Source organism: Luteimonas viscosa, assembly GCF_008244685.1.
In the GTDB taxonomy this organism is placed as follows: domain Bacteria; phylum Pseudomonadota; class Gammaproteobacteria; order Xanthomonadales; family Xanthomonadaceae; genus Luteimonas; species Luteimonas viscosa.
On sequence record NZ_VTFT01000001.1, the window covers coordinates 1260294 to 1285951 of the forward strand.

General features: G+C 69.2%; 22 protein-coding genes. 7 read left to right on the forward strand and 15 right to left on the reverse strand.

The annotated features are described in order from the left end of the window. Nucleotides 1–139: 139 nt before the first annotated feature. The 6 genes from FZO89_RS05730 to FZO89_RS05755 all read right to left on the reverse strand — a co-directional run bounded on the left by FZO89_RS05730 (nucleotide 140) and on the right by FZO89_RS05755 (nucleotide 6203). Nucleotides 140–1132: an AAA family ATPase gene (locus tag FZO89_RS05730; protein WP_149102341.1), complete on the reverse strand. Its 993-nt coding sequence runs from the start codon at nucleotides 1130–1132 to the stop codon at nucleotides 140–142. 151 nt (nucleotides 1133–1283) lie between these two features. Then, a complete protein-coding gene (locus FZO89_RS05735) occupies nucleotides 1284–3170 on the reverse strand; it encodes a type IV pilus secretin PilQ (protein ID WP_149102342.1) in 1887 nt (628 codons plus the stop codon). 16 nt (nucleotides 3171–3186) lie between these two features. Then, the gene (locus tag FZO89_RS05740) at nucleotides 3187–3726 is read right to left on the reverse strand and encodes a pilus assembly protein PilP (protein WP_149102343.1); all 540 of its coding nucleotides are present in this window, start codon (nucleotides 3724–3726) and stop codon (nucleotides 3187–3189) included. 1 nt (nucleotide 3727) lies between these two features. Beyond that, nucleotides 3728–4402 (reverse strand): type IV pilus inner membrane component PilO, encoded by a 675-nt coding sequence (locus tag FZO89_RS05745; protein WP_149102344.1) that lies wholly within the window; start codon nucleotides 4400–4402, stop codon nucleotides 3728–3730. Further along, on the reverse strand, nucleotides 4399–5145 hold the full coding sequence (locus FZO89_RS05750) for a PilN domain-containing protein (RefSeq protein ID WP_149102345.1): 747 nt from the start codon (nucleotides 5143–5145) through the stop codon (nucleotides 4399–4401). The genes FZO89_RS05745 and FZO89_RS05750 overlap by 4 nt, the downstream gene beginning before the upstream one ends. Continuing rightward, complete coding sequence (locus tag FZO89_RS05755) at nucleotides 5145–6203, reverse strand: pilus assembly protein PilM (RefSeq protein WP_149104062.1); 1059 nt, start codon at nucleotides 6201–6203, stop codon at nucleotides 5145–5147. Before FZO89_RS05755 ends, FZO89_RS05750 begins: the two co-directional genes overlap by 1 nt. 239 nt (nucleotides 6204–6442) lie before the next feature. Between FZO89_RS05755 and FZO89_RS05760 the strand changes: the two genes are divergently transcribed. After that, a complete protein-coding gene (locus tag FZO89_RS05760) occupies nucleotides 6443–9016 on the forward strand; it encodes a penicillin-binding protein 1A (protein ID WP_149102346.1) in 2574 nt (857 codons plus the stop codon). A 139-nt stretch (nucleotides 9017–9155) separates the two neighbouring features. Further along, nucleotides 9156–9809, forward strand: a complete 654-nt coding sequence (locus FZO89_RS05765) for a hypothetical protein (protein WP_149102347.1) — start codon at nucleotides 9156–9158, stop codon at nucleotides 9807–9809. A gap of 87 nt (nucleotides 9810–9896) precedes the next feature. Here FZO89_RS05765 and FZO89_RS05770 read toward each other — a convergent pair whose 3' ends face one another. The 9 genes from FZO89_RS05770 to FZO89_RS05810 form a co-directional block, all read right to left on the reverse strand. Further along, nucleotides 9897–11180, reverse strand: coding sequence for a citrate synthase (locus FZO89_RS05770; RefSeq protein WP_149102348.1), 1284 nt, complete (start codon nucleotides 11178–11180; stop codon nucleotides 9897–9899). 218 nt (nucleotides 11181–11398) lie between these two features. Next, complete coding sequence (locus tag FZO89_RS05775) at nucleotides 11399–11647, reverse strand: type B 50S ribosomal protein L31 (protein WP_149102349.1); 249 nt, start codon at nucleotides 11645–11647, stop codon at nucleotides 11399–11401. A gap of 74 nt (nucleotides 11648–11721) precedes the next feature. Beyond that, nucleotides 11722–12660 (reverse strand): nucleoside hydrolase, encoded by a 939-nt coding sequence (locus FZO89_RS05780; protein WP_149102350.1) that lies wholly within the window; start codon nucleotides 12658–12660, stop codon nucleotides 11722–11724. A 371-nt stretch (nucleotides 12661–13031) separates the two neighbouring features. Next, nucleotides 13032–15134: an ATP-dependent DNA helicase RecG gene (recG, locus tag FZO89_RS05785; RefSeq protein ID WP_149102351.1), complete on the reverse strand. Its 2103-nt coding sequence runs from the start codon at nucleotides 15132–15134 to the stop codon at nucleotides 13032–13034. A gap of 12 nt (nucleotides 15135–15146) precedes the next feature. Further along, nucleotides 15147–15530 (reverse strand): RidA family protein, encoded by a 384-nt coding sequence (locus tag FZO89_RS05790; protein ID WP_149102352.1) that lies wholly within the window; start codon nucleotides 15528–15530, stop codon nucleotides 15147–15149. A gap of 134 nt (nucleotides 15531–15664) precedes the next feature. Continuing rightward, a complete protein-coding gene (locus FZO89_RS05795; RefSeq protein ID WP_149102353.1) occupies nucleotides 15665–17836 on the reverse strand; it encodes a RelA/SpoT family protein in 2172 nt (723 codons plus the stop codon). A 327-nt stretch (nucleotides 17837–18163) separates the two neighbouring features. Beyond that, nucleotides 18164–18466: a DNA-directed RNA polymerase subunit omega gene (gene rpoZ / locus FZO89_RS05800; RefSeq protein WP_149102354.1), complete on the reverse strand. Its 303-nt coding sequence runs from the start codon at nucleotides 18464–18466 to the stop codon at nucleotides 18164–18166. Between the two features lie 141 nt (nucleotides 18467–18607). After that, on the reverse strand, nucleotides 18608–19240 hold the full coding sequence (gene gmk / locus FZO89_RS05805) for a guanylate kinase (RefSeq protein WP_149104063.1): 633 nt from the start codon (nucleotides 19238–19240) through the stop codon (nucleotides 18608–18610). 109 nt (nucleotides 19241–19349) lie between these two features. Continuing rightward, nucleotides 19350–20198, reverse strand: coding sequence for a YicC/YloC family endoribonuclease (locus FZO89_RS05810; protein ID WP_149102355.1), 849 nt, complete (start codon nucleotides 20196–20198; stop codon nucleotides 19350–19352). Nucleotides 20199–20294: 96 nt separating this feature from the next. Here FZO89_RS05810 and rph point away from each other — a divergent pair, with 96 nt between their 5' ends. The 5 genes from rph (at nucleotide 20295) to FZO89_RS05835 (ending at nucleotide 25649) form a co-directional block, all read left to right on the forward strand. Further along, complete coding sequence (gene rph, locus FZO89_RS05815) at nucleotides 20295–21020, forward strand: ribonuclease PH (RefSeq protein WP_149102356.1); 726 nt, start codon at nucleotides 20295–20297, stop codon at nucleotides 21018–21020. Next, nucleotides 21017–21664: an RdgB/HAM1 family non-canonical purine NTP pyrophosphatase gene (rdgB, locus tag FZO89_RS05820; protein ID WP_149102357.1), complete on the forward strand. Its 648-nt coding sequence runs from the start codon at nucleotides 21017–21019 to the stop codon at nucleotides 21662–21664. Before rph ends, rdgB begins: the two co-directional genes overlap by 4 nt. Next, nucleotides 21642–22883, forward strand: coding sequence for a radical SAM family heme chaperone HemW (gene hemW, locus FZO89_RS05825; RefSeq protein ID WP_149102358.1), 1242 nt, complete (start codon nucleotides 21642–21644; stop codon nucleotides 22881–22883). Before rdgB ends, hemW begins: the two co-directional genes overlap by 23 nt. Before the next feature lie 76 nt (nucleotides 22884–22959). Then, nucleotides 22960–25305, forward strand: a complete 2346-nt coding sequence (locus tag FZO89_RS05830; RefSeq protein WP_149102359.1) for a DUF1631 domain-containing protein — start codon at nucleotides 22960–22962, stop codon at nucleotides 25303–25305. After that, nucleotides 25302–25649 (forward strand): PilZ domain-containing protein, encoded by a 348-nt coding sequence (locus FZO89_RS05835; RefSeq protein WP_149102360.1) that lies wholly within the window; start codon nucleotides 25302–25304, stop codon nucleotides 25647–25649. The genes FZO89_RS05830 and FZO89_RS05835 overlap by 4 nt, the downstream gene beginning before the upstream one ends. The last annotated feature ends 9 nt before the right edge of the window (nucleotides 25650–25658 follow it).

Below are 25658 nucleotides of genomic sequence, written 5' to 3' on the forward strand. Positions count from 1 at the left end.
GCGTGATCGCCCGGCATGCAGGGAAAACGCCGATGGATCACCGGCAGGCGATGCGGCCCGATGCCATGAGCGCGGAACCCGTCGGCAAACCCGTCCCATGCCGATCCGCGGGGTGCGAGGGCGGGTGCGACCCGGAGGCTCACGGCAGCGGCACCTTCGCCAGCAGCTCCGCCACCAGCCGATCGCCGTCCCACCCCTCGGCGGTGGCTTCGTAGCTGGGCAGCACGCGGTGGCGCAACACGTCCGGCGCCACTGCGCGCACGTCGTCCGGGGTGACGAAATCGCGTCCCGCCAGCCAGGCATGCGCGCGCGCGCAGCGTTCCAGCGCGATCGAACCGCGCGGACTCGCGCCCCAGGCGATGCGCCGCGCCAGCGCCGCGTCGTAGCGGGCCGCGTCGCGCGAAGCCAGCACCAGCTCCACCAGATAGCGCTCCACCGCGGGCGCGACATGCAGGTCGAGGACCGCCGCGCGGGCCGCGAACACGTCGGCCTGCGGCATCGGCGCGAAGGTCCGCGCCACCGGCTGCAGCGCGGCGCGTGCGCGTTCGCGGGCGAGCCGCAGGATCTCGGTTTCGGTGTCGATCTCGGGGTAGCCGATGCGCACGTGCATCAGGAAGCGATCGAGTTGCGCTTCCGGCAGCGGGAAGGTGCCTTCCTGCTCGATCGGATTCTGGGTCGCCATCACCAGGAACAGCGGCGGCAGCGCGTAGGTCTGGCGGCCCACGGTGACCTGGCGCTCGCCCATCGCTTCGAGCAGGGCCGACTGGACCTTGGCCGGTGCGCGGTTGATCTCGTCGGCGAGCAGCAGCGAATGGAAGATCGGCCCGGGCACGAATTCGAACCGCGCGTCCTGCGGTCGCCAGATCTCGGTGCCGGTGAGGTCGGCCGGCAGCAGGTCGGGCGTGAACTGCACGCGGGCGAAGTCGGCCTCGACCCGGGCGGCCAGCGCGCGGATGGCGGTCGTCTTCGCCAGCCCGGGCGCGCCTTCCACCAGCAGGTGGCCGTCGGCGAGCAGGGCGACCAGCAGGCGTTCGACCAGGGCCGCCTGGCCGACGATCTCGCCCGCCAGATCCAGGCGAAGCGCGGCGAATGCGGCGTGCAGGCGGGGAATGTCGTCGCGGGAGCTGTCCATGGGGCCCTTGGCGTGAGCGTCAGCCTGCATTGGACCAGAGTTCCCACGCATGGTTCAGTGCCGAAGGCCATCGGCCTGCATGCGCAGACCGGTCCGGAAACGAAGACGGGGCCCTAAGGCCCCGTCCTTGCTTGCCAGGCGGTCGCTCGGGTCAGCGCTGGGCGACGCGCAACACCTTGGGTGTGACGAAGATCAGCAACTCAGCCTTTTCGTCGTTCCGGCCGCGCCGCTTGAACAAGTTGCCGATGATCGGCAGATCGCCCAGGAACGGGACCTTTGATAGCTCGTTTCGGTTGCGGAACTCGTACACGCCACCAATCGACACCGTCTGCCCGTCTTCGACAAGAACAGCTGTCGTGATCTCGCGCTTGTTGATCTGTGGAACAGAACCAAGGCCATCACCAACGGAAACAAAGCCCTCAATCTCGTCCTTCTTCAGTGCCATGTTCAGGAACACGCGCCCGTCGTTGGTGATCGTCGGGGTGACCTTGAGTTCGAGCAGCACGTCCTTGAACTCCACCGTCGGAATGCTGTTGCTCTGACCACCAGTGACGGTCAGGTAACCCACCTCCTGCCCCTGGCGGATAATCGCCTCCTTCTGGTTGCTTGTGACAATCCGTGGATTCGAGACAACCTCGCCCCGTTCCTCCTCCTGGAGCGCCGACAGTTCGACAGCCCAGTCGATCGTATTGCCGAGAATGGTGAATGCCAGTGACCCGGCTCCGGTGCCGGCAGGTGCGGAGAAGTTCAATCCACTGGAAGTCGCACCTGACCCTGTAAGCTCTCCGCCCCACGAAGCACGATCCTTCGAGCCCGAGACGCCGAACTTCGCACCGAGGTCACGAGCGAAGCTCTCTGTCGCGATCACGATGCGGGCTTCGATGACAACCTGGTCCACCGGCTTGTCGAGCATGGTGACGAGTCGCTTGATCTCGGACACGCGCTGCGGAATGTCGATCACGAGCAGCGTATTGGTACGACGGTCGAAGCTCAGGCTGCCGCGTCGGGACAGGAACCCCCGGCTTTCCTGCTGGCCCTGGCTTCCGCCGCCACCACCACCGCTGCCCATGCTGTTCTTGCTCTCCTCGGTCAACAGCTTGGCGATGTCTTCTGCGTTGCCATAGCTGATCGGGATGTACTCCGTGACCATTTCGGCGCGGTCTTCCAGCTCGAGGCGCGCATCTTCCTTCGCCTTCTCGAAGCTTGCGATCTCGACTTGGGGGGCCACCCAGACCACGTTGCCGCTGCGGCGCTTGTCGAGCTGGCGCGCCTGCAGGACGATGTCGAGCGCCTGGTCCCAGGGCACATTGATCAGGCGCAGCGTCACGTTGCCGGTCACCGTATCGCTGGCGACGATGTTGAGGTTGGATTCCTCGGCGATCAGCTGCAGCACGGTGCGCACCGGCACGTCCTGGAAGTTGAACGTGACCGGGCGACCGCTGTAGGTACGTGCTGCAGACGCCTGCGAGGTCGATGCGACCGCCTCTGGACTGCTGGCACCGACGGCACGATCCGGGGCGGTCGAGGTACGCGGCACGATCTCGACCACGTAGTCGCGACCGGTCTGGTAGGCCATCGACTCGAAGTTGCCCTGCGCGCTCAGCACCAGTTGCGCACCCTCGCCGCCCTGGCGGGCGTCGATGCGCTGGACCGGCGTGGCGAAGTCGGTGACGTTCAGCGGTCGCTGCAGCGCAGCCGGCAACGTGGCGTTGCCGATGTTGACGATGACGCTGGATCCCTGGGTCCGCAGGTCGGGGTTCGCGCCGTCGCCGTCGAAGCGCAGGATCAGCTTGCCGGCACCGCCGTCGCCGCGCTTGAAGTCCACGGCCGAGACCGAGACGACACCGGGAACCTGCTTGGCGGGATCCGCGGACGCGACCTGCGCGATCGCCAGCAGCCCGGGGGCGTGCCCGCGCACGGCCGGCGCACCTGCCGCTGCGGAAGCCGACAGCAGGCCTGCGAAGAGGCCGATCGCCAGCGTCTGGACCGTGACGGCCTGCCGGGTCGGTTGCGGATTACGCACTTTGGTGACGATCATCTTTGACTTCCCCTGATCAATTGTCTTCGAGCGCAACCGAAGCCGGCCGTTCCAGCCAGCCGCCAGCGCCATCCGGCACGAGTTCGACGAGATCGATTCTATCTTCATGCACGCTGGTCACCCGGCCGTCGTTCTGGCCCATGTAGACGCCGGCCGACACGCGATAGGTCACCTTGTCGGGCGCCATCACCAGCGCGACCATGCCCGGCCCGGTATGCAGCGTGCCCACCATGTCGAGGCTGTCCAGCGGGAACTGCTCGAGCGTCTGCTTGCGGCGGTTGGAATCCGGCCTCGGACCGCTGCCGCTGCCGTCGTCGCTGAACACGGCGCTGAAGGGATCGCGAAGATCCTGCGCCGCGTACTCGAAGGTCTCGAACTGTTGCATGACCGGCAGCGGGTCGAGCGGTGGCGCTGGACGCGCCTTCACGTTGGCGACCCACTCCTCGAGGTTCGGTGCCTCGCCTGGCGTACTGGTGATTCCGCGCACGCAACCTGCGAGCGCCAGGACCAGCACGCATGCCGCGATCGTCCCGGTGGTATTCGACGTCCTGCGCATGTCAGCGTGCCCCCCCGGCAGCCGCGGCCGCGGCCTCTTCCTGAGCGGCGGCCTCTTCTTCGTCGAGATAGCGATAGGTCTTGACCGTGCCCGCGAGCTCCAGGCTCGAATTGGGCCCGATCGCCGCCGGTGCGTCGCCGCTCGCGCCACGCGGACGCAGCGAAATGTCGTGCATCGTCATGATCACCACCCGCGGCAGCGAAGCCACGCCGCTGACGAACGCGCCGAACTGGTGATAGGTCCCCACCATCTTCAGTTCGATCGGCTTCTCGGCGTAGAACTCCTTGGGCGCCTCCGGACCCGGCTTGAACAGCTCGTTGCTGATACCCGTGGCCAGCGCGGTCTGTGAAATGTCGTTGATCAGCGCGGGCATCTCCGTGCGGCTGGGCAGCTGCCGCAGCATCTGCTGCAGCTGCTGCTCCATCTGCACCAGTTGCTGCTTGAGCGGCTCGAGGTTGGCGGCCCGCCCCTGCTTCTCCTCGAAATCGGCCCGGAGCTCGGATTCGGTGCGCTCCAGCCCCTTGAGTTCCGTTCCCTTCGGTCGCGTCACCAGGTACCAGAGCAGGCCGAAGATCAGCAGGCCGATCAGCACGCAGAAGCCGATCTTGTACTCGCGCGGCCACGCGCCCATGTTGTTGAAGTCGAGCTCACGCAGCGAAACCTTCTTCTTGTTCACTGGGCAGCTCCTTCGGCAGGCGCAGTCGTCGCCGCAGGCTCCGCGGCAGGTTCGGCCGCAGGCTCATCCGCGAGCGCTTCAGCGGCCGGAGCGGCCGAAGCCGCCGCCGCATCGGCAGGCGCATCGGCCGGCGCCGCCGGCTCGGCATTGACCGGAGGCACCGGGTCGGGGATGCCGTCGCCATCCTCGTCCTTCGGCGCGTTGGGGTTGGCCAGCTGGACCGACAGGCTGAAGCTGTACGGCAGGCCGGCGACGCCGTCGCGCGCCTCGATGATCGACAGGTCCGGCTTGGTCATCCAGCCCGAACCCTCGAGATTGCGCATGTAGGTGCTGACGCGCGAGTTGGACTGCGAGCGCCCCTCCAGCGTCAGCTTCTCGCCTTCCTGCTTGATCGTCGTCAGGATCACGCCGTCGGGAATGGTGCGCACCAGCGAATCGAACAGGTGGACCATCTGCGAGCGGTTGGCCTGCAGCTGTTCGATCACCTCCTTGCGCGCCAGCAGCCGTGCCCGCTGCCGGTCGAGTTCGTCGATCTCGACGATCTTGGTGTCGACCTCGGCGATCTGCGCTTCCAGGTAGGCGTTGCGCTCCTGCTGCCCGGAGATCTGCGCGTTGTAGTACATGTTGAACAGGAACCACAGCGCCAGACCGGCCAGGGCCGCCAGCGCCAGCATCACGCCGAAGTCCTTCTGGCGCTGCTTGCGGCGCTCGGCGCGCCACGGGAGTAGGTTGATCCGGGCCATCAGTCGAAGCTCCTCAGGGCCAGGCCGCAGGCGATCATCAGGGCCGGGGCGTCCTGCGCGAGCGCATGTGCCTGCACCCGCGAGCCGAGGGTCATCTGCGCCAGCGGATTGGCGATGACGGTCTGCACGCCGAGCTGCTCCTCGACCATCTCGGCGATGCCGGGGATCGAGGCGCAACCGCCCGCCAGCACGATCTGGTCGACCCGGTTGAACTCGCTGCCGGCGTAGAAGAACTGCAGCAGGCGGCTGATCTGCTGGACCAGGGCCTCCTTGAACGGCTCGAGCACCTCGATCTCGTAACTCTCGGGCAGGCCGCCCTGGCGCTTGGCCAGGCCCGCCTCCTCGTAGCTCAGCCCGTAGCGGCGCATGACCTCGTCGGTCAGCTGCTTGCCGCCGAACACCTGTTCGCGCGCATACAGGCTGCGTCCGTTGCGCAGGATGTTGAGCGTGGTCATGGTCGCGCCGACATCCACCAGGGCGACGATCCCGTCGCGCGGGATGTTGAGCGTGTTCGCGAGCAGGCCGAACGCGTTCTCGATCGCGAAGGCCTCGACGTCGACGACTTTCGCGGTCAGGCCGCCGAGCTCGAGCGCGGAGGCGCGCATCTCGACATTCTCCGAGCGCGATGCCGCCAGCAGTACCTGCACCATCTCGGTGTTGCCGGGCATGCCGCCCAGCACCTCGAAATCGAGGTTCACTTCCTCGATCGGGTACGGGATGTAGTTGATCGCCTCGAGTTCGACCTGGGATTCCATGTCGTCGTCGTCGAGGTCGGCCGGCATCGGGATGATCTTGGTGATGACCGCCGAGCCGGAAACCGCGGCAGCCGCGAACTTCGCCTTGGTGCCCGAACGCGAGACCGCGCGCCTGATCGCCTCGCCCACCGCCTCGACCTCGACGATGTTCTTCTCCACCACCGCATTGGGCGGCAGGGGCTCGACGGCGTAATGCTCGACCCGATAGCGGTCCCCGGAGCGCGACAACTGCAGCAGCTTGACCGCGGTCGAACTAATGTCGACGCCGACAAGCGGTGCTTGACTTTTTGTGATCAGCCCCACGTTTTTCCCCTTTGTCACGGGCGCTTACGTGCGCAACGTGCCCCGGAGCATTAAATAACGGACTTTTCATCCGGTGGCAACTATCGATTCACCAGAGCGTGCCGGAATGCCCGGGTTGGGGCCAACCCTGCCCTTCCGCGACACCCGACGCAAAGTCCGTGCCGACCCGCCGCGCATGCCGCATCCGGGGTGGCCGGCCCGGCAAGGTCGGCAACGGCTCCCTCTATACTTGCGCGCCTATGTCCAGTCCCGACCCCCGGCCGCCCCGGAAGAAATCCCGTCCCCTGCTCCGCTTCCTGCGCTGGGCCCTGCTCGCCTGCGTGGTGCTCGGACTGGCCGCCGCGGCCGTCGGCGGACTCGTGTACTACACGGTGTCCTCGAAGCTGCCCGAGGTGCAGAGCCTGCGCGACGTCGAGATGCAGGAGCCGATGTACGTCTACTCGCGCGACGGCAAGCTGATCGCGCTGTTCGGCGAGATGCGCCGCTACCCGGTGCGGATCGAGGACGTGCCCGAACGGCTCAAGCAGGCCTTCCTCGCCACCGAGGACGCGCGCTTCTACGAGCACGGCGGCGTCGACTACAAGGGCGTGGCGCGCGCGATCTGGCTGATCGCCAAGACCGGCTCGAAGGAAGGCGTGCCCGGCGGTTCGACCATCACCCAGCAGGTGGCGCGCCAGTTCTACCTCAGCCCGGAAGTCAGCTACACCCGCAAGTTCGCCGAGATGCTGCTCGCCCGGAAGATGGAGCAGGAACTGAGCAAGGACGAGATCTTCGAGCTCTACCTCAACAAGAGCTTCTTCGGCAATCGCTCCTACGGCGTGGTCGCCGCGGCCGAGTTCTACTACGGCAAGACCCTGGCCGAACTCGACCTGGACGAGATGGCGTCATTGGCCGCCATCCCCAAGTTTCCCTCCAGCGGCAACCCGCTGAGCAATCCCACCCGGGCGCGCCAGCGCCGTGACGACTATGTGCTGGCACGCATGCGCGAACTCGATTTCATCAGCGAGGCCGAATACCGGCAGGCGCGCGCGGTGCCGATGCACGCCAAGCCGCACGAACGGCCGGTGGAGGCCTATGCGCCCTACGTGGCGGAGATGGTGCGCCAGGAAATGGAGGCGCGTTTCGGCGGCGACGTCCTGACCAAGGGCTACCACGTCACCACCACCATCGACCCGGTGCTGCAGACCGCCGCGGACGCCGCCGTGCGCAGCGGGCTGGCGGTCTACGACCATCGCCACGGCTGGACCGGAAAGCCCGAGCAGGTGTTCGAACTCGCCCCCGACGAAGATCCCGCCACCGTCGCCGCCCGCCTGCGCGGGATCCCGGCCCAGAGCGGCCTGATGCCGGCGATCGTGCTGGGCACCGGCAACGCGACCGCCGACGTGGTGCTCGCCGACGGCACCACGGTGACGCTCGATGCCGCCAGCAGCCGCTGGACCGGCAAGCACCCGGCCGCCCTGCTCGCGCGCGGCGAGCTGGTACGCGTGAAGCGCATCGAGACCCCGGCCAAACCGGCTGCGCAGGCCGCCGACGGGGAAGATGCCGCAGCCGACGCGCCGCCCGCCATCAGCTGGCAACTCGATCAGCTGCCGCGGGCGCAGGCCACGCTGGTGTCCCTGGAACCCGACACCGGGGCGCTTCGCGCGCTGGTGGGCGGCTTCAGCTATGCCGGCAACAAGTTCAACCGCACCACCCAGGCGCGCCGGCAGCCCGGGTCGAGCTTCAAGCCCTTCATCTATGCGGCCGCGTTCGAGCGCGGGTTCAACCCGGCCTCGATCGTGCTCGATGCACCGGTCGTGTTCCGGATGCGCCGCGGGCAGGACTGGCGCCCGCAGAACGACGATGGCCGCTTCGCCGGCCCGATGCGCCTGCGCGAGGCGCTGGTGCGCTCGCGCAACCTGGTCTCGGTGCGCCTGCTCGACGCGATCGGCGTCGACTATGCACGCCGCTATATCAGCCATTTCGGTTTCGAGGAAGCGGAACTGCCGCCCAACCTCTCGATCTCGCTGGGCACGCCGTCGCTGTCGCCGCTTTCGGTCGCGAGGGGCTATGCGGTGTTCGCCAACGGCGGTTTCCGCATCACGCCGTGGTTCATCGACGAAGTGCGGGACCGCAACGGCGAGGTCGTCTTCAAGGAAAACCCGCCGGTGGCGTGCCGCGGCTGCGGCGCCGGCAACCGTGCGATCCAGGTGGCGCGCGCGAACGTGGTGGACGGCTTCGACCTGGGTCCGGCGCGGCCCGCACCGGTGACGACCGCACCCGGCGCCGACGGCGACGAAGCCGGGACCGGGGCCGAACCGGAGGAACTTGCGGAAGACGCGATCCTCGCCCCGCGCGCGATCGACGAGCGCGTGGCCTACCAGCTGGTCTCGATGATGCGCGACGTGGTCCAGCGCGGCACCGGCACCGCGGCAAGGGTACTCGGCCGCGAAGACGTCGGCGGCAAGACCGGCTCCACCAACGACCATCGCGACGCCTGGTTCTCCGGCTTCGGCGGCAACCTGGTGACCTCGGTGTGGGTGGGTCGCGACGACAACCGCTCGCTCGGCTACCGCGAATATGGCGGACGCGCCGCATTGCCGATCTGGATCGACTACATGCGCGTGGCCCTGGAGGATGTCCCGCTGGCTGCCAACGAGCCTCCGCAAGGCATGGTCCAGGTCGCGGTCACGGCCGGGGGGCAGTTGCTGCCAACCACGTCCAGCGGCGGCATTGTCGAGTACGTCAAGGTCGAGGATCTCGATCGCATGCAGGCGGCGAACGAGTTCGAGTTCGACGACATGCCGGCCGAGGAAGCGTTCGACATCTTCTGAGTATCGCCGGGCCCTCCCTGCGGCGGGAGCACCGCCCGCGTTTCCGGCAACCGCCGCCAGCTGCAACACGCGACCGGTTCGCGTTGACGTTTCCGGCGCATAGGGTACAGTCGGCGCGACGCCGTACCGGGGGATCGTGATGCACCGCGCCCGCCAGCACGCCGAGACGCGCACCCGCGAACGCCGGCACCGCCTCGCCCACGAAGCCGCGAGGCTGATGGCCGAAGGCGGAATCCGCGACTTCCACCAGGCCAAGCTCAAGGCGGCAGACCGGCTCGGGTTCCACGACGATGCCTCGTTGCCGCGCAACCGCGAGATCGAGGACGCCCTGCGCGAGTACCAGCGCCTGTTCCTCGGCGACAGCCAGGCCCAACACCTGCGTGCGCGCCGCGAAGCCGCGTTGCGAGCGCTGGATTTCTTCGACCGCTTCGAACCGCGGCTGGTGGGACAGGTGCTGGATGGCACGGCGGATGCGCGTTCGCCGGTGTCGCTGCACCTGTACAGCGACGATGCCGACGCGGTGACACGCTTCCTGGAAGAAGCCGGCATCCCGGCCGAGTCGCGCAGCCGGCGGTTGCGCCTGGACCGGGCGCGCGAGGCAGAATTCCCTGCCTGGATGTTCAGTGCGGAGGACACGAGCTTCGAGCTCACCGTGCTGCCGATGGTCGCGCTTCGGCAGGCGCCGCTGTCGAGCGTCGACGAAAAGCCGATGAAACGCGCCTCCGCGGCCCAGCTGCGGCAACTGCTGGTGGACGAGGAGATCGCCGGCTACGACGTAGCCGGCGGCGCCTGACCCGATCCCTCGCCACGAAACGCAGGAACGCCCCGGATCACGGGGCGTTCGCGTGCTCGGACATTGCGCGTGGGCGCGGCTTCGGCGTCAGCGCTTGCCGACCGGCACGTAGTCGCGCACGTCGCTGCCAGTGTAGATCTGGCGCGGGCGACCGATCTTCGCCTCCGGATCGACCTGCTGCTCCAGCCAGTGCGCGACCCAGCCGGCGGTGCGGCCGATGGCGAACATGACGGTGAACATCTCGGTCGGGATCTTCAGCGCCTTGTAGATGATGCCGCTGTAGAAATCGACGTTGGGGTAGAGCTTGCGCTGGATGAAGTAGTCGTCCTTCAGCGCCGCTTCCTCCAGCCGCATCGCCACTTCCAGCAGCGGGTCGTCCACGCCCAGCTCGCCCAGCACCTTGTGGGTCATCTCGCGGATGATCTTGGCGCGCGGGTCGAAGTTCTTGTAGACGCGGTGGCCGAAGCCCATCAGGCGGAAGCCCGATTCCTTGTCCTTGGCCCTGGCGATCGCGGACTCGACGTTCTTCGGATCGCCGATCTCCTCGAGCATCTTCAGCACCGCCTCGTTGGCGCCACCGTGCGCAGGACCCCACAGCGCGGTGATGCCGGCGGCGATGCAGGCGTAGGGATTCGCCCCGGTAGAGCCGACCAGGCGCACGGTCGAGGTCGAGGCGTTCTGCTCGTGGTCGGCGTGCAGGATGAACAGCAGGTCCAGCGCCTTGGCCACCACCGGGTTGAGCTCCAGCGGCTCGCTCGGCACTTCGAACATCATGTGCAGGAAGCGGTCGACGTACTCGTGGTTGTTGCGCGGGTAGCGGATCGGCCAGCCGATCGAATAGCGGTAGGCGGCGGCGGCGAGGGTCGGCACCTTGGCGATCAGGCGGATCGCGGCCAGGCGCCGCTGCGCGGGATCCTCGAGGTCGAGGGTGTCGTGGTAGAAGGCCGAGAGCGACGCCACGGTGCCCGCCAGCATCGCCATCGGATGTGCGTCGTAGTGGAAGCCGTGCAGGAAGTTCTTCAGCGACTCGTGCATCATCGTGTGATGCGTCACCTCGTGCTCGAACTTCGCGAACTCGGCCTTGTCCGGCAGTTCGCCGTTCATCAGCAGGTAGGCCACTTCCAGGAAGCTGGAGTGCTCGGCCAGTTGCTCGATCGGGTAGCCGCGGTACAGCAGCACGCCGTTCTCGCCATCGATGTAGGTGATGGCGGACTTGCAGCTGGCGGTCGCGGTGAAGCCGGAATCGTAGGTGAAGAGTCCGGTTTCCTTCGTCAGCTTCGAGATGTCGACGCAATCGTTGCCGAGCGTGGGTTTCAGGACGGGCAGGTCGACGGACTTGCCGCCAGCGTTCAACACGACAGGATCTGACACGATGCGCTCCTCGGGTTCGGGACGTGCGGACGGGCCCGCACGGACCCGGCGACGGCGGCGCGCAGGGCTACCGCAACGCAACAATTATCGCACAGCCGGTTCGAGCGCCGACTCGGACTTTGGTCTGTCCCGATGCCATGGCGCGAGCTTTCGCGGACGCAAACGGCGACGGCCGCCCGAAGGCGGCCGTGCCTGCAACACATCGTCCGAAGACGCGATTACTTCGCGTAGCGGCGCTTGAACTTGTCGATGCGGCCGCTGGTGTCGACGATCTTGTTCTGGCCGGTGTAGAACGGATGCGTCGCCGAGGACACGTCGATCTTCACCAGCGGGTATTCGTTGCCGTCGTCCCACTTGACCGTTTCCTTGGTGGAAGCGGCCAGCGTGGAGCGGGTCAGGAACCTGAAATCCGAGGTCACGTCCTGGAAGACGACTTCACGGTAATCGGGATGGATGTCGGCCTTCATGGGCGGGCACCGGAGTTTGCGCGGGGAAAGAGCGGCATTTTAGCCCGCCGCCGCCGACCCGCGCAAGTCGCCCCTCAGCCAGCCGCCAGCGCGGCGCGGACCCGGGCCTCGAAGGCCGCCTGGTCGTACTTCATGAGGATCCGCGCCCGGTCCGGATGCCCGGTCTGGCGGTTCCAGTCGACCACGGTCGCCCCCCGGGCCGGCCCGGGGTCGAGGCAGACCTCGAGCGGCCGCTCGACGGCCTCGACAGCGCCTTCCGGCGCCAGCGCCCAGGCCATCGCCAGCGCGTCGGCCGCGAACCATCGGTCGCCGCGGCGATCGATGGACCAGCGGCGGGTCTGGCGGGAGATCGATTCGTAGAAGCGCGCGCGTTCCGAACCCACGCCCAGCCAGGCTTCGACTTCCGGATGGGGCAGGCCGTGCGCCACGGTGGCCTCCCAGTCGGCGAGGTCGAACCGGGGGAAGGCGTCGAACACGATGCGCGCAGCCTCCGGGTCGAAATAGGCGTTGAACTCGGCCGCCGGGGTGATGTTGCCGTGCGCGGTCACGGCGCCGCCCATGACCACCAGCCGCGCGACGCGCTGCGGCAGGGTCGGGTCGAGCTTGAGCGCCAGCGCGAGGTTGGTCAGCGGCCCCAGCGCGACCAGCAGCAGCCGGCCGGCGTGCGCGTGCGACAGGCGCACGATGGCGAGCGCGGCGTGCTCGGCGGCGGCGGTGCGGGTGGCGGGTGCGTAGCCGGTGTCGCCGAAGCCGTCCTGTCCGTGCACGTAGGCCGCGTCGGGCGCGGCATGCAGCAGCGGCGCGGCGCAGCCGGCGAATACCGGCACATCCTCGCGCCCGGCCACCTCGCACAGCTTCAGCGCATTGGCGACGGTGTGCGCCAGGCCCACGTTGCCGGCGGCGATGGTCAGGCCGACGATCTCGTGCGCTGGATCGTCGAAGGCCATGAGCAGCGCGAGTGCGTCGTCGACGCCGGGATCGGTATCGATGAGCAGGGGAAGGGGGTTGGGCATCGGGGAATGGGGAATGGGGAATGGGGAATGGGAGCAGCCTAGCCTGTCATCCCGAGCGTAGCGAGGGATCCTGCATCCGATCGCCGGAACGAAGATCCCTCGCTACGCTCGGGATGACAGTCGCAAGGCCCGGGGAACTTGCGGGCCCGGGGAAGTTGCGGGGCTCTGGGAAGTTGCGGGGCCCGGGGAAGTTGCGGGGCCCGGGATGACGGTTGCGACGCTTTTCCACTCGCCTGCCGCTCCGCGTCCCGATGCATGCGTTCTCGCAGTCCGCGGCGATGGACTCTCCACCTGCGCGCAAGAACCATCGATGGGGCCCGCGCGGCCGCAACGATGCGCCCCTGCCGGTGAAACGGCATCGGCGGCATCCCTCAGGCGGCGGCATAGCGCGCAGCGCCGCCGATCCAGCGATCGACCAGCCGGTCGGCGATGTCCGGCGTATCGCGCAGCAGCGTGTCGCCGATGCGATGGATGTCCGGCAGCAGGTCCGCGTCGCGGACGATGTCGGCGATGCGGAAATCCGCCAGTCCGGTCTGGCGCGTCCCGAGCAGTTCGCCGGGTCCGCGAAGTTCCAGGTCCTTTTCGGCGATGACGAAACCGTCGCTGGTCGAGCGCATGGTCTCCAGCCGCTGTCGCGCCATCGACGACAGCGGCGGCTGGTACAGCAGCACGCAGCTCGACGCCGCGCTCCCCCGCCCCACCCGCCCGCGCAACTGGTGAAGTTGCGACAGGCCGAGGCGTTCCGCGTTCTCGACGATCATCAGCGAGGCGTTGGGCACGTCGACCCCGACCTCGATCACCGTGGTCGCCACCAGCAGGTCGATCTCGCCGCGCTTGAACGCCAGCATTGTCGCCTGCTTGTCCCCGGCCTTCATTCGCCCGTGCACGAACCCCACGCGCAGCTCCGGCAGCGACGCGGTCAGCTGTTCCAGGGTGGTCTGCGCGGCCTGCGCGACGACTTCGTCGCTCTCGTCGATCAGGGTGCACACCCAGTACGCCTGGCGGCCTTCCGCGCAGGCCGCGCGGATGCGCTCGACCAGTTCCGGACGGCGTGCCGCGCCGAGCACCACCGTCTGCACCGGCGTGCGTCCCGGCGGAAGCTCGTCGATGGCGGAGACGTCGAGGTCGGCGTAGGCCGCCATGGCCAGGGTCCGCGGGATCGGGGTGGCGGTCATCACCAGCTGGTGCGGGACGATGCCGTCGGCGGCGCCCTTGTCGCGCAACGCCAGGCGCTGGTGCACGCCGAAGCGATGCTGCTCGTCGACGATCGCGAGCGCAAGGTCGCGGAACAGCACGCCCTCCTGCATCAGCGCATGCGTGCCCACGACCAGTTGCGCTGCACCACTGGCGGCCTCGGCCAGCACCGCGCTGCGTGCGCGTCCGGAGACCTTGCCGGCGAGCCAGGCGACCCTCACACCCAGCGGTTCCAGCCAGCCGCGCAGGTTGGCAAGATGCTGCTCGGCCAGCAGCTCGGTCGGCGCCATCAGCGCCGCCTGCCGGCCGCTGCCGATCGCCAGCAGCGCGGCCAGGGCGGCGACCACGGTCTTGCCACTGCCGACGTCGCCCTGCACCAGCCGCAGCATCGGCCGCGGCATGGCCAGGTCGGTACGGATCTCGTCGAACACCCGTTGCTGCGCGGCGGTGAGCGAGAACGGCAGCGCGTCGAGCAGTGCACGCACGCGTCCGCCGTCGTCGGCCAGCACGGGCGCGGCATGCGCCTGCAGCGCGATCCGCTGCCGACGCAGGCTCAGGTGATGCGCGAGCAGCTCCTCCATCGCGAGCCTGCGCTGCGCCGGATGCGTCCCGGCCAGGAGCGCCCCGACATCCGCATCGCGCGGCGGCCGGTGCAGGGTCAGCAGCGCATCGCGCAATGAAGGCAGCCCGCTCTGCTCGAGGTGCCTCGCGGGCAGCAGCTCCAGGACGCCCTCGTCCGGCAGCCGGTCGAGCGCCTGCGCGACCAGGCGGCGCAGGGTCGCGGGACCGATCCCCTCCACCACCGGGTACACCGGGTCCAATGCCTCGCCGAGCCCGTCGGTGTCGGTCTGGTCGAGCACGCGATAGCTCGGGTGCACGATCTCCAGTCCGATCTGTCCCGGACGCGGCGTGCCGTACGCGCGTACGCGCGCACCGACCTGGAACTGGTTCACCTGCTGCGAACGGAAATGGAAGAAGCGCAGCACGATCGTGGCGCGCGAGTCGTCGCCGAGCGCGACGCGCAGCGTCGGGCGGTAGCGGAAACCACGCTCGACCGCCTCCACACGCCCTTCCACCTGCGCCGCGATCCCCGGCTGCAGCGCGCGAATCGGCGTGATCCGGGTACGGTCCTCGTACTGCCTGGGCAGGTGCAGCCACAGGTCCTGCAGGGTGTGCAGGCCGCGCGCCGCGAGTTTCTCCGCCACTGCCTTGCCGACCCCCGGCAGCGCGGTCAGGCCGATGTCACCGGTGGCCGCGAGCGCGGGCGCGGGCTTCGCCATCAGGCCGGCAGGTCAGTCCAGCACCATCACCGCGTCGACCTCGAACAGCACGCCCTTGGGCAATGCGGACACCTCGATGGTCGAACGCGCGGGATAGGGCGATTCGAAATACTCGGCCATCACCGCGTTGACTGCCGCGAACTGCGACAGGTCGGTGAGGTACAGCCCCACGCGTGCGATGTCGGCCATCGAACCGCCGGCGGCCGCGGCCACGGCCTTGAGGTTGTCGAACGCGCGGCGCGCCTGGGCGTCGATGCCGCCCTCCACTACCTCGCCGGTGGCGGGGTCGAGCGGGATCTGACCGGAAAAGAACACCGTGTTGCCGGCGCGCGTCGCCTGGGAATAGGGGCCGATCGCGGAAGGCGCGGCATCGGTCTGGATCGGGATACGCGGCATGGGGCGGCTCCGGAAGAAGTGTGGGGTGATTGTAGCGACGGGACGCGGCGGCCGCGGCGACGCGTGCGGCGCCATGGTCTGCACGGGGCGCGCCGGATGCGGCCTCTGGCCTTATGCGGGCTACGGATCTGCGGTTACAGGCGCTGCACGCCGTGCACCACCCCGAGCCGGCGCGTGCGGCGGATGACCTCGGCCAGGTGTTCGCGGTTGCGGACCTCGATCGAGAAACGGATCACCGCGATGTTGGCATCGCGCTCGAGATACTCCACGCCCTCGATGTTGGAATCGGCCTTGGCGATCGCCGCGGCCACTTCCGCCAGCGAGCCGGGCTTGTTCTCGGTTTCGATCACCAGCGCCACCGGATAGTCGCCGGTGACCTCGCGGTCCCAGCCGATCGCGACCCAGCGGTCGGGCGACTTGCGGTACTCGACCACGTTGGGGCAGTCCATCCGGTGCACGACGATGCCCTTGCCCGCCGTGTGGTAGCCCATGATCTCGTCGCCCGGGATCGGCATGCAGCAGTTGGCGAAGCTGATCACGCCGCGCTCGTGCCCGGTGATCAGGATCCGTTCGCCGCGGCGCAGCGCCGGTTCGGCGCCGGACCCGTCGCCGGCCGAATCCTTCTGCGCCAGCGCCAGCGCCACCTGCGAGGGCATGCGGTTGCCGAGCGCGATGTCGGCCAGCAACTCCTCCAGCCGCGGGTAGCGCAGTTCGCCGAGGTAGGCGTCGAGGCGCGCCTGCGGCAGGCGGTCGAGCGAGGTCCCCAGGTCCTCCAGCGCGCGGTCGATCATGCGGTGGCCGAGCTGCACCGCGTCCTCGTGCTCGAGCTGCTTGAGCTGGGCGCGGATCGCGGTGCGTGCCTTGCCGGTGACCACGAACTCCAGCCACTGCGGCTTGGGCAGCGAGGACTTCGCGGTCACCACCTCCACCGACTGCCCGCTGACGAGCTTGGTGCGCAGCGGCACCAGCTTCTTGTCCACGCGCGCGGCCACCGCGGTGTTGCCGACGTCGGTGTGCACGGCGTAGGCGAAGTCGAGCGCGGTGGAGTTGCGCGGCAGCGAAAGGATGTCGCCCTTGGGCGTGAACAGGTAGACCTCGTCCGGGAACAGGTCCACCTTGACGTTCTCGAGGAACTCCAGCGACGAGCCGGTGGCGCGCTGCGACTCGAGCAGGTTCGCGATCCAGGAGTGCGCCCGCGCCTGGGCGCCGCTCGGCGCCATGCCGTGCTTGTAGGCCCAGTGCGCGGCGATCCCGCGCTCGGCGATCAGGTCCATCTCCTCGGTCCGGATCTGCACCTCGATCGGCGAGCCGTAGGGGCCGAACAGCACCGTGTGCAGCGACTGGTAGCCGTTGGCCTTGGGGATCGCGATGAAGTCGCGGAAGCGCCCGTCGAGCGGCTTGAACACCGAGTGCGCCACGCCGAGCGCGTGGTAGCAGTCGGCCACCGAATGCACCACGATGCGGAAGCCGAACACGTCCATCACCTGGGCGAAGGTCTTACCTTCCGCGCGCATCTTGTTGTAGATGCTCCAGGGCGACTTGACCCGGCTCACCAGCCGGTACTTCAATCCTTCGTTGGTCAGGCGCTGCGCAAGTTGCGCCTCGATCTTCGCCATCGCCTCGCGCCGCAGCATCGGCTGGCCGCGGATATGCTTTTCCAGGATCAGGTGGCGCAGCGGATGCAGCGCGTGGAAGCCGCGATCCTGCAGCTCGGCCTTGATCAGGTTCATGCCCAGCCGCTGCGCGATCGGCGCGTACACCTCGAGCGTCTCGTGCGCGATGCGCTCGCGCGCCGGCCCCGGCTGCGCGCCGAGCGTGCGCATGTTGTGCAGGCGGTCGCCGAGCTTGATCAGGATCACGCGCAGGTCGCGCGCCATCGCCAGCATCATCTTGCGGAAGCTCTCGGCCGCGGCTTCCTGGCGGCTGCTGAAGTGCAGCTTGTCGAGCTTGGTCACGCCGTCGACCAGGTCGGCGACGGTCGCGCCGAACTCCTCGGCGATCTGCTCGCGGGTGAGCGGCGTGTCCTCGAGGGTGTCGTGCAGGATCGCCGCGACCAGGGTTTCCACGTCGACCTTCTGCTCGGCCAGCGCCCGCGCCACCGCCACCGGGTGGGTGATGTAGGGTTCGCCCGACTTGCGGGTCTGGCCGGCATGCGCGGCCGCGCCCACGGCCCAGGCCCGTCGCAGCAGCACGCGCTGCTCCGAGGGCAGGTATCCGGCCGCCCGCTCGAGATCGCGCACGTAGTCGGGCACGTCCTCTTCCGACGAGGGCACGGGCTGGATCAGGACGGGGGCGCCTGGAGTCATGGCCGGAGCCTAAGGCGAAACGGCGGGAATGGGGAATAGGGACTGGGGAATGGGAAAGCCGTCCCGGCGCTTGTTCAGTATCCCGGCCCGATCGCCATTCCTGCGAACAAGCACGGAATCGAAGGGCTCGAAGGCGCATGAGGGCAGAAATGCCTGCTCCGTCCTGCACGCGGAGGATGGGCTTGCCGGGGAGCCCGACGACGCCACCCCGTGCCGCTCCCAGGAACGCCAAAGGCCCCGCCAGAGCGGGGCCTTTGGTATCAGATCCCGGAGGGGCCGGACGTCGGGATCGGTCTTTTCCGACTCCCCAATCCCCAATCCCGGCGTTTAAAGATCGTCGCCCTTCATGTCGTCGTCGCCGGCGACCACTTCGGCGGCGGCCCATTCCAGCGCCTCGCGTTCCTTGCGCTCGCGTTCGGCCTTGTCGACGGCGTCGATATAGGGCTGGTCGATGCGGCGGGCGGCGATCTCGCGCAGGGCCAGGACGGTCGGCTTGTCCTGGGCGTCGGCGTTGTCGATCTGCGGCTCCACGCCGTTGGCGAGCTGGCGCGCGCGCTTGGCGGCCATCATGACGAGCTCGAAGCGGTTGTCGACCACTTCCAGGCAATCTTCCACGGTGATGCGGGCCATAGGTCTCCCGGCGGCCGGCAGGCCGTCGATCAAAAACGGTGAGGGTGGGCGATTCTAGGCAAACACGCGCCGGGACGCAAGCTGCGGCGTTGGAAATCAGTAACTTAGGGGTCGAAACCCGCCCCCCCCCGCCACCGCAGATCAGGGTTCGGCCAGCAGCCCCTCGATCAGCCGGGCGTGGCGGCGCACCTGCTGCTCGCGGCGCAACCGGCTGGCGACGAACACCGCGCACATCTCTTCTACCGCGGTTTCGAACACCTCGTTGACGATGACGTAGTCGAACTCGCCGTGGTGCGACATCTCCTCGCGGGCGTTGGCCAGGCGGCGCGCCATCACCTCCTCGCTGTCCTGGCCGCGCTTGCGCATGCGCTGCTCCAGCGCCTCGCGCGAGGGCGGCAGGATGAAGACGCTGACCGCGTCGGGCACCTGCCGCTTGACCTGCTGCGCGCCCTGCCAGTCGATCTCCAGCAGCACGTCGCGGCCGCTGTCGAGCTGCGGCTCGACCGACTGCCGCGCCGTTCCCTTCCAGTCGCCGTGGACCTGGGCGTACTCGAAGAAGTCGCCGGCGCGGATCATCGCCTTGAACTCCTCGGCGGCGATGAAGTGGTAATGCTCGGCATGGCGCTCGCCCGGTCGCGGCGCGCGCGAAGTGAACGAGATCGACAGGCAGATGTTGCGGTCGCGCGCCAGGCAGGCGTTGACGATGCTCGACTTGCCGGCGCCCGACGGCGCCGCGACGATGAACAGGGTGCCTTTGAGGCCGGGATTCGGAATTCGGGATTCGGGATTGGACAAGGCGGGCTACCGGCTGTCGGCAAGCAAGCTGCAATCGTACCGCTTCGGCTTTACCGAATCCCCAATCCCCAGTCCCGACTCCCTGCCCTCATTCAATGTTCTGCACCTGCTCGCGGATCTGGTCGATCAGCACCTTCAGCTCGACCGCCGCACTGGAGGTGCGCGCATCGACCGACTTGCTACCCAGGGTGTTGGCCTCGCGATTGAACTCCTGCAGCAGGAAATCCAGCCGGCGGCCCACCGGTTCGGGTTGCCGGAACACGCGCCGGATCTCGACGACGTGGCTGGACAGGCGGTCGAGTTCCTCGTCCACGTCGAGCTTCTGCAGCGACAGCACCAGTTCCTGTTCCACGCGCCCGGGATCGGCGGCCTGGGCGAGATCGGCCAGGCGCGCCTCGAGTTTCGTACGCTGGCCTTCGCGGATCGCCGGCACCAGCGTGCGCACCTCGCCGGCGATGCGCTCGATGCCGTCGACGCGCTCGAGGATCGCCGCGACCAGCTTGCCGCCCTCGCGTTCCCGCGCGGCCAGGAACTCTTCGAGCACCTGGTCGAGCAGGGCCAGTGCCTCGCCCTGCAGCTCGGCCGGATCGGCCGCCTTCGATTTCAGCACGCCCGGGAACTGCAGCAGCTCGACCAGGCCGGTGCGCAGGTCGGGGAAGTGTCCACGCAGCGCCCCGGCCAGTTCGCCGAGGCGCGCGACCAGCGCCTCGTCGACCTGCAGCGAAAGCGCGCCTTCGACCTGGCGCAGCCGCAGCGCCAGATCGACCTTGCCGCGCGCGACGCGCGCGGACACCCGCTCGCGCAAGGCCGGCTCCAGCACCCGCAGTTCGTCCGGCAGGCGCGTGCCGAGCTCGAGGAAACGGTGGTTGACCGCGCGCAGCTCGCAGCCCAGCGTGCCCCAGGGCGTGCTGCGCTCGCCCGAGGCGTAGGCGGTCATGCTGCGGATCGGCATCGTGGGTCCCGTGGTCGCCGAGGCGGTGGCGAGGATCGCCAATGGTAATCTGGCGCACCCCACTTTGCCGGAAAACCCCGCATGACAATCGCCCGCCCAAGCGGCCGCGCGCCCGACCAGCTGCGCGAGGTCCGCATCGTGCGCGGCTTCACCCACCATGCGGAGGGCTCGGTCCTGGTCTCGTTCGGGGAAACCCGGGTGTTGTGCACCGCCAGCATCGACAACAAGGTACCGGCGTTCATGCGCGGCAAGGGCGAAGGCTGGGTGACGGCGGAGTACGGGATGCTGCCGCGCGCCACCCACACCCGCTCCGACCGCGAGGCCGCGCGCGGCAAGCAGGGCGGCCGGACGCTGGAGATCCAGCGCCTGATCGCCCGCGCCCTGCGCGCCTGCGTCGACCGCACCGCACTGGGCGAGCGCACCATCACCCTCGACTGCGACGTCCTGCAGGCCGATGGCGGCACCCGCACCGCGGCGATCACCGGCGCCTACGTCGCCCTGGTGGACGCGGTTCGCTGGCTGCGGGCCAGGCGCGAGATCGCGCGCGACCCGGTATTCGGCGCGGTGGCCGCGGTGTCGGTCGGCGTGTATCGCGGCGTGCCTGTGCTCGACCTCGACTACGCCGAGGACAGCGACTGCGACACCGACATGAACGTGGTGATGAACGACGGCGGCGGCTTCATCGAACTGCAGGGCACGGCCGAAGGCCATGCCTTCCGACGCGACGAACTCGATGCGCTGCTGGGGCTGGCCGAAACCGGCATCGGCGAGTTGCTCGAGAAGCAGCGCGAAGCATTGGCGCGATGAGCAGGGCGAGGCCGCTGGTGCTGGCGTCGAACAACGCCGGCAAGCTCGAGGAATTCCGCGCGCTGCTGGCGCACGACGGCTTCGAAGTCCGCGCGCAGGCGGAGTTCGGCGTGGAAGACGCCGAGGAAACCGGCCTGAGCTTCGTCGAGAACGCGCTGCTCAAGGCGCGCCACGCCTGCCGGTCCACCGGCCTGCCGGCGCTGGCGGACGACTCGGGGCTCTGCGTCGACGCCCTCGGCGGTGCGCCCGGGCTCTATTCGGCGCGCTACGCGGGCGGGCACGGCGATGCCGCACGCAACATCGACAAGCTGTTGCGCGAACTGTCCGACGTGCCCGACGCCGATCGGAGCGCGCAGTTCGTCTGCGCACTTGCGCTGCTGCGGCACGCGGAGGATCCGCATCCGGTCATCGTCGAGGGCAGCTGGCGCGGCTCGATCCTGCGCGCACCCCGCGGCAGCGGCGGGCACGGCTACGACCCCGTGTTCCTCGATCCCGTGCACGGCCAGACCGCCGCGGAGATGCCGTTGCCGCTCAAGAACGGGCTGAGCCATCGCGGCCAGGCGCTGGCGCTGCTGCGGCAAAGGCTTTCCGCGGTTTCAACGAGTGCTGGCGATGCCATCCATGGCGCCACACGATCGCCCTGACGGTCACCTGCCCGGCCATCCGTGGCCGGGCGTCCAGCAGGACGCGGGCCAGCCGCCCGCCCACGCGCTGCTTCACCCGCCGCTGTCGCTGTACGTGCACCTGCCCTGGTGCGTGCGCAAGTGCCCGTACTGCGACTTCAATTCGCACGAGGCGCGCGGCGCGCTGCCGTTCGACGCCTACGTCGACGCGCTGCTGGCCGACCTCGACCACGACCTGCCACTGGCCTGGGGCCGCACGGTGCACAGCGTGTTCTTCGGCGGCGGCACGCCCAGCCTGTTCCCGGCCGACGCGATCGACCGCTTCCTGCAGGGTGCCAGCGCGCGGCTGCGCTTCGCGCCCGGAGCCGAGATCACCCTGGAGACCAACCCGGGCACCGCCGAACACGGTCGCTTCGGGGATTACCGCGCGGCCGGCGTCAACCGCATCAGCTTCGGGATCCAGAGCTTCGACGACGACTGCCTGCGACGCCTGGGCCGGATCCACGACAGCGCCCAGGCCGAGGCCGCGGTGAAGCTGGCGCAGGACGCCGGCCTGGACAACCTCAATCTCGACCTGATGTATGCGCTGCCCGGGCAGGGACTGGCGGGCGCCGAGAATGACGTCGCACGCGCGCTCGCGCTGCAGCCGGCGCACGTCTCGCACTACCAGCTGACCCTGGAGCCCAACACCGTGTTCGCCGCGCGTCCGCCGCGGGACATCCCCGACGACGACCTCGCCTGGGACATGCAGGAGCACTGCCAGGCGCTGCTGGCCGAGGCGGGCTACGCGCAGTACGAGGTGTCCGCCTACGCCAGACCCGGACGCCGCTGCGCGCACAACCTGAACTACTGGCGGTTCGGCGACTACCTCGGGATCGGCGCCGGGGCGCACGGCAAGCTCACCCTCGGCGCGGAACAGGCGATCCTGCGGCGCTGGAAGCTCCGGCACCCGACGGCGTGGCTCGCCGCGGCAGGCAGCCCCGCGGCCATCGGCGGCGACGAGCGCGTCGAGCCCGCGCAGCGGCCGTTCGAGTTCATGCTCAATGCCCTGCGCCTGGTGGAAGGCTTCGCGCTGGCGGACTTCGAGGCGCGATGCGGCTTGCCACGGGCCGCGATCGAGGCGCCGCTGGCCGCTGCCGAGACGCGGGGCTGGCTGCGCCGGGAAAGCGGTTACATCGTGCCGACCCCGCTCGGCCGCCGCTTCGGCAACGATGTGATCGCCCTGTTCCTGCCCGGCTGAGACGGCTGGCCGCGCAAGTGGCCGATCCGCGTCTGTCATGTAAGTATTGCCCCGACCTCCCGTCGCAGCCCGCTTGATGCCCGCATCGTCCCCGCCCGTCGAACCCGCGGTCCCGAGGTCGCTCGCCGCCGCCGGCTTGCCGCCACGCGTGCGCCGGACGCTCGAGGCGGCCCTGACCCTGGTGACGGACGAGATCGAACCGCACCTGGGATCGATGCTCAACGAATTCGAGGAGGAGTTGTTCCGGCTCGCGGACCAGGCCCGCAACCCGGGCACGGAATCGGGCTACATGCAGACGCTGCGGACCTTCCGCCTCAACCGCTCCGACCTGATCCCGCGCTTCATCCTCGAGCTCGAGGCCACGGTCGCCGCCACCCGGTCGCCGACGCCGGCAAGCGTCGCCACCGGCAGCGCGGCGCGCGCCCAGCCCGCGCAGTCCGGGTTCGGCAGGCTCAGCCTCGTCGACGAGTCGGTGATGGACGAGGGCATGGTGATGCGCGAGATCGCCAGCCGCCAGGAGGCCCGCGCCAACCTCGCGCTGCACCTGCTCGGCCAGCGTTTCGGCGTGCTGGCGGCTTCGCCCGCCTTCGACACAGAGCGCCTGCCGCTGGGTCCGCAGTCGCTGTGCCGTGCCATGCGCGGCGCGGCGCAGGCGCTCGACATCGAACACGATTCGCGCCTGCTGCTCTACCGCATCTTCGACCGCCACGTGATGGCGCACTACTGGCGGGTGCTCGACCGGCTCGACGAACTGCTCGACCGCGAAGGCATCCTCGCCGGGCTGACCTACGTCCCGGTGCGCATCCGGCCATCGCCGCAGCCGCAGGAGCCTGGCGCGTCCACCCGGGCCGCCGACGCGGACCGCAGGCCCGGCGGGGTCGGCGCGCAGCCGGCGCGCGGCGGCGGCACGCCCGGCGCGCGCGCCGTGTACCACGCCTCCGACCCGCAGCGACCGCATACGGGCTGGATGGGCGAGCCGATCGAGGGCCTCGATGGCGATGAGCAGCTCGCCTCCGAGCAACTGCAACAGCTGCTGAGCAGCCGCCGCGAACTGCTCGGCAAGCTGCGCCCGGGTAAAAAGCCAAGGCCGGGCGCGATCATCGGCACCGAGGACGTGTCCGCCGCGCTGGCGCACCTGCAGGCACAGCCCCTGTCGGTGGCCGGCGCCCCGCAGACGCTTGCGGACGTGAAGCAGACGCTGCTCGCGCAGGCGCGCCAGCGTCGCGGCGCGCATGCCGAGCTGTCGGCGCGCGACAACGACACCTTCGAGCTGCTGGGCATGCTGTTCGGCAACCTCGACGAGGAAATCCGCGCCGACGCCCCGGCGGCGGCCCTCGTCAAGCGCCTGCAGGTGCCGCTGCTGCGGGTCGCACTGAGCGACAGCGCCTTCTTCGTGCGCAGCCGCCATCCCGCGCGCCAGCTGCTGAACACGGTGGCCGAGAGCGCGGCGAAGTGGCTCGACGACGCCGACTTCGATCCGCAGTTCCTGATGCCGCTGCAGCACGCGGTCAACCATGTGGTCGAGAAGTACGACGGCAACGTTGAGGTGTTCTCGGTCTCGAACGAGCAGTTGCAGACCCACCTGCAGGCCCAGGTGCGCAAGGCCGAGCTGCTGGAGAAGCGGCACACCGAGGCGGCGCGCGGCAAGGAGAAGCTCGAGGTCGCGAAGCTGCGGGCCGGCGAGATCATGGCCGGGGTGATCGGCGACCAGCGACTGCCGCGTTTCAGCCGCGCCCTGCTCAACCAGGCCTGGGCCGACGTGCTGACCCTGACCCTGCTGCGCCAGGGCGAGGACTCCGAGGGCTGGAACAAGCAGTTGGAACTCACCCGTCGCATCGTCGAGGCCTGCAGCCGCGACGACGCGCCGCGCGACCCCGAGCTGGTGGCCCACATCGAGGCCTCGCTCGCCCAGGTCGGCTACCACGGCGAGGAGGCCAGCGTCATCGCCCAGCGCCTGACCAGCAGCCGCTCCGACGAGGAGGAAGGCGACACCGCCTCGCGCACCGAGCTGGCGCTGAAGCTCAAGGCGCGCACCCGCCTCGGCGAGGACGCCAAGCAGAAGAAGAAGCCGCTGCCGCCGCGCACGCCCGAAGAGCAGGCGCGTTACGAACAGCTCAAGGTGCTGCCGTTCGGTACCTGGCTCGAGTTCGTCACCAACCAGCAGGGCGACGTGGTGCGCCGTCGTCTGTCGTGGTTCAGCCCGCTCACCGACAACGCGCTGTTCGTCAACCAGCGCGGCCAGCGGGTCGGCGAGCAGTCGCTCGACAGCGTGGCGCGGATGCTCGCGTCGGGGCAGGCGCGGATCGTCGTGGCCGGGCATGCGCGACTGGTCGACCGCGCCTGGCAGGCGGCCATGCACGCCCTGCGCAGTTTCGCCGGCCTCGGCGACAAGGACGCCGAAGGCGCGGGGGCACCGGCATGATGCACGAGTTCAGGCGCGCCAAGCGGCGCAAGGCGCCGGACACGATCCTGGTGACCGATGCGATGACCGAACGGGTCATCGGCCGCATCGGCAACGTGTCCGAAACCGGCATGCTGCTGATGGCGAGCGAACCGCTGGTCGACGACGCGCTCTACCAGCTCCGCTTCACCCTGCACGATGGCGGCAATGGCCAGGTGGTGGACGTGGGCGCGCACCTGCTGTGGATGGATCGCGCCAGCGCGCCGGCTCAGGCGTGGGCGGGCTTCCGCTTCATCGCCGTGTCCGAGGCGCAGTCGCGGCGCCTGCGGGCCTGGATCGAGGCACCCGGCAGCCACTACGAATAGCGGTGGGAT